We start from the raw sequence: 4,656 nt of genomic DNA on the forward strand, positions 1-4,656 counted from the left end.
AGCCACCAGCCCGCCGCTGATACGGCATAGTAGAAAACACAGATAGTGGTCCTGTTTTCAAACGGCACTATTGGCCCCGTTTTGGCCCAGCGTTAACAGAGCTGAGGCAGGTCCACCCCGGATATTGTTCGCCCTTCTTACGGCGACCGCACGCGATGCGGCCGTCCGGGGTCGCAGTGTGCTCGGTCCGGTACGACAACACCGAAAGGGTATCGGTGGTCAGGGACACAATCTCGGCGAAAGGTAGCGAAATCGACGACTCGGGCTTGTGCTCAAAATCCGCGACTCCAGTGACCGCCCCGACTCCAATCTGAATTGCCACGCCTCTTGCAGATCGAGGACCCGGCCGTTTCGTCGGTGACGAAACCGTGCAGCCTGGCGCTCCTCCTGAGTATGAGCGACCTGCAGAAATTCACCAACCGACGGATGACCTCGACCCAGTGCGTCCGGTGTGGCGCAGCGCTGCCGCCGGCCGCGGGCACCGGACGACCGCGCGTCTTTTGTGGACCTGGCTGCCGCACAGCAGCGTACGACGACAGACGGGCTCGCAAACCGGAAGCATTTCACGTCCGAATTGTCGACCGTACTGTCGTGGAGACGGTCGAGATGATTCGGACCATCGATGAAGGGCACGACATCACCGAGTGCGTCCGACAGGTCTGCGAATCACCCCGGGCGGTTGCGAATGTCCTCCTCGCTCTGAGTGGGTTGGTCCGTTCGGACACACTATTGCTGGACAACAAGTGGGCTCCCGCCCTGCGTTTGATCGTCGACTTGAACCGCGCCATTCAGGATGCTGCTGAGAGTGCAAGCCGGCGCCGTCGACGCTGAGATCGTCGCGGTAGCAGAGCACGGAAAGGATGAAACTCAAGCTTGCGGCATCTTGCTAGAATCTGTGGAGGTGCGCACGCGCAAGCACTTCCATGGCTACGGTTGTAACGAGCACAGTGATTGAGAGCGCGTGATGACCTACAGCGTAATTCGAGTTCGCGCGACGCCTGGTGCCTCGCGCTCAGGGCACATGGGTGGCGTGGTCGTGGTTGCTGGTATCGCGGTGGCCGCGTGGATCTCTTTCGGCCGCCACCTCTTCGGGATCGGTGGCGACCTCACCATCATCTACGCGGCGACGCTGGGTGTGATTTTTGCCGCCTTGCTGGTGATCACGGGGCTCGCGGTACGACGCACGGCACGTCGAGGGTTCGAAACTCGCGCGATAACATACGTGTTTTTCCTTGCATCAGGCGTTATCGGACTCTTGTTGGGACTCACGCTTCCAGATTCAACACCTCGCGGTTTGCAGACAATCATCAGCGGACCCACACAGCCTGCGTTGGATATCGCTATTGGTATCGCGAACCCCCTGGGCGTTATCGGAATCGCGACCGCGATCATTGCGCTCGTGCTTTCGATTCGCGATTCGCGCGGGCGAATCACGCTTGTTGAGTCTTGGGGCGACGAGGATGACGGCGCCCTTGTCGACCCCGCGTAGCGGCAATTCGTTGCATCGACGCCGCTCCCGAAAGACCCACGTGCAGCGCGTCAGGCCGGAAACACCGTCTAAGAGACAGCCCCCACCTAGGCTGAGCAGTATGACGGTCGAACAGGTTGAGCAAGGGCCTCGCCAAGTCGCGCGCACTGTTGAGGTGCCGGCTTCGGCCGAAGACATCTTCGCGTTGGTGGCGGATCCGCACCGTCACGGTGAACTGGACGGCTCGGGCACCGTCGGCGGTACGGTGTCGGGGCCGCGGCGGCTCACCCAGGGCGCAAAATTCTCGGTAGCGATGAAGCAGTTCGGCGTCCCGTATCGCATCACCAGCACGGTGACGCGCATCGAAGACGGTCGGCTTGTAGAGTGGCGTCACCCCGCGGGACACCGGTGGCGCTGGGAACTCACGCCGCTCACGCCCACGTCTACGCGCGTTACTGAGACGTTTGACTACAGCACCGTTCCAGTCGTTCAGGGAAAGGTCTACGAGCTGCTCGGCTTTCCTCGGCAGAACGCCGCCGGCATCGAAGCCACCCTTCGCCAACTCACGTCGCGCTCCGCCCGCGCTTGACGTGAGGCCACCGGGCCGGAGTCGGTTACGCGGCCGTGATTACCAGCGCCACCGACTCGTCGGTCGTCCGGCTCAGGCGCCGGACCGCATGGTGGCGAAGTGCTCAGTGACTAGATCCCGCTTAGCGCTTCCGCATCCGCATCCGCATCCGCATCCGCATCCGCATCCGCATCCGCATCCGCATCCGCCGCAACATTCTTCTGCACGGCGAACTGGGTCCGGTGCAATTCCTCGTACCGCCCACTCACAGCCAGCAGTTCCTCGTGCGTACCGCGCTCCACGATCGAGCCGTCCTCAACCACGAGGATTAGGTCCGCGCTGCGGATGGTGGAGAGGCGGTGTGCGATCACCATCGCTGTCCGTCCCTTGAGCGCCTCGCTGAGCGCCGCCTGCACGGCGGCCTCAGACGTCGAGTCCAGCGCCGCCGTCGCCTCGTCGAGGATGACGACGCGCGGCTGGGCGAGCAGGAGCCTCGCGATGGTCATCCGCTGGCGCTCACCCCCGGACAATCGGTAGCCACGTTCGCCCACCATGGTGTTCAGCTGGTCGGGCAGGGACAGGATGAGCGGCTCGAGCCGCGCACGGCGGACGGCGTCCCACACCTCGTCGTCGGACGCCTCCGGCCTCGCGAGGCGCAGATTGGAGAGGATGGTCTCGTGGAACAGGTGGCCGTCTTGGGTCACCATGCCCAGGGTGTGGCGCATGGAGGCGAAAGTGACATCGCGGACATCCGCCCCCGCGAGGCGCACGGCGCCGCTGTCGACGTCGTACAAGCGCGCGAGAAGCTGCGCAATCGTGGACTTGCCGGCACCGGACGAACCAACGAGGGCAACGGTCTGCCCCGGCTCGATCCTGAAGGACACGCCGTGCAGCACCTCCTCGCCGCCGCGGGTGTCGAGCGTGGCAACCTCCTCGAGAGAGGCGAGGGACACCTTGTCCGCGGACGGGTAGGCGAAGCGCACGTTGTCGAACTCGACGGCCACCTGGCCTTCGGGAACGGCGACGGCGTCGGGCTTCTCCTTGATGAGCGGGTCAAGGTCGAGCACCTCGAAGACGCGCTCGAAGCTGACCACCGCGCTCATGATCTCCACCCGTGCGTTGGCCAGGCTGGTGAGCGGCGCGTAGAGGCGGGTGAGGAGAAGCGCCAGGGTGACCACGTCGCCGGTATTCAGCTGGTCGGCTAGTGCGAGGGCGCCGCCGAGCCCGTACACGAGCGCGAGGGCGAGAGCGGAGACGAGCATCAGGGCGGTGTAGAAGACGAACTGCAGCATCGCGGTGCGCACCCCGATGTCGCGGACACGGGCGGCGCGGACGCGGAACTCTTCGGCCTCCTCGTCGGGCCGGCCGAACAGCTTGACGAGGGTGGCGCCGGGCGCTGAGAAGCGCTCGGTCATCTGCGTGCTCATGGCGGAATTGTGGTCGGCGGCCTCGCGGCGGAGCGCGGCGAGGCGGCTGCCCATGCGGCGGGCGGGCACCAGGAAGATGGGGAGCATGATCACGGCGAGAACCGTCACGAGCCAGGACGTGCTGAGCATGACGATCAGGGTGAGGATCAGCGCCACCAGGTTCGTGACCACGCCGGACAGCGTGCCGCTGAAGGCCTGCTGAGCGCCGATCACATCGTTGTTGAGGCGGCTCACGAGGGCGCCCGTTCGTGTGCGGGTGAAGAACGCGATCGGCATCTTCTGCACGTGGTTGAAGACGGCGGTGCGGAGGTCCAGGATCACGCCTTCGCCGATCCGCGCCGAGTACCAGCGCGTCACGAGTGACACGGCGGCGTCGGCCACGGCCACGAGGGCGATGACGACGGCGAGCCAAACGATTGTGCTGACCGCGCCCTGGGCGACGATGACGTCGACTACCTGGCCGGCGAGTACCGGCGTCGCGACCGCGAGGAAAGCTCCCACGGTGGAGAGGGTGATGAAGATCAGCAGCTTGGACCGGTAGGGCACCGCGAACGTCATGATCCGCCGCACGGACTCACGGGAGAAGCCGTGTTTGCCGTCCCTGGCGCTCGAGATCTTTTGCAGCGAGCTCCAGGCCGCGCCTTCCATGCTCATGATGGTTCCTTCCGTGGGTACCAGGCCAAGTTTAGATGGCGAGTTACCCGAGCTCGGGGTTCTCCCCAGCGGCGGCGAACCGGGGTTTTTTCATGAAACGGCTCTCGGCAACGAACGTGTGGGCGGTGTTTGCAACGCGGCTGCCGAGGTGACGCGCGGTGCGCCGGTCAGCGTTGGCAATGAAATACGCCCGCCAAAAGCGGTTCACAAGGTCATCATTTACCCATCACATTCATCACTGAATGACCCAAAACGATGACGTACAATTGGAGGCAGCGAACCGCCCGGTTCCCTGTAAACACAAGGGAATCCGCGGGTTTTTTGGAGACAGTCGGCAACGACATAATGAAGGCAAAAACCTCCAAGGGGTTGCAGGTTCGAATCCTGTCAGCCCGACAGAAAAGGCCGTTCGCGAAACTGTTCACGAAACGGTCTGGTTTGGACTGTCTCTTAAACGGTGTTTCTGGCCTGACGCGCTGGACGTGGGTCTGGCGGGAAAGGTGCCGTGATGACGACACTTGATGCTGTGACGAAGAAAA

The 4,656-nt window shown here is 63.8% G+C and carries 4 protein-coding genes; 2 read left to right on the top strand and 2 right to left on the bottom strand.

Going from position 1 to position 4,656, the window contains the following annotated elements; translation table 11 throughout:
• The first annotated feature begins 964 nt into the window (after positions 1-964).
• Positions 965-1,489 carry a hypothetical protein gene (locus tag E3T38_RS16490; protein WP_134549188.1) on the top strand — a complete coding sequence of 175 codons (525 nt, stop codon included), beginning with the start codon at positions 965-967 and terminating at the stop codon, positions 1,487-1,489.
• 100 nt (positions 1,490-1,589) lie between these two features.
• On the top strand, positions 1,590-2,057 hold the full coding sequence (locus tag E3T38_RS16495; RefSeq protein ID WP_134549189.1) for an SRPBCC family protein: 468 nt from the start codon (positions 1,590-1,592) through the stop codon (positions 2,055-2,057).
• A gap of 110 nt (positions 2,058-2,167) precedes the next feature.
• On the opposite strand, the gene E3T38_RS16500 is transcribed toward E3T38_RS16495, so the two are convergent.
• A complete protein-coding gene (locus E3T38_RS16500) occupies positions 2,168-4,117 on the bottom strand; it encodes an ABC transporter ATP-binding protein (protein ID WP_134549190.1) in 1,950 nt (649 codons plus the stop codon).
• A 43-nt stretch (positions 4,118-4,160) separates the two neighbouring features.
• Positions 4,161-4,325: a hypothetical protein gene (locus E3T38_RS16840; protein ID WP_166786094.1), complete on the bottom strand. Its 165-nt coding sequence runs from the start codon at positions 4,323-4,325 to the stop codon at positions 4,161-4,163.
• Positions 4,326-4,656: the final 331 nt, after the last annotated feature.

It is taken from the genome of Cryobacterium sp. Hb1, assembly GCF_004403585.1.
Taxonomy (GTDB): domain Bacteria; phylum Actinomycetota; class Actinomycetes; order Actinomycetales; family Microbacteriaceae; genus Cryobacterium; species Cryobacterium lyxosi.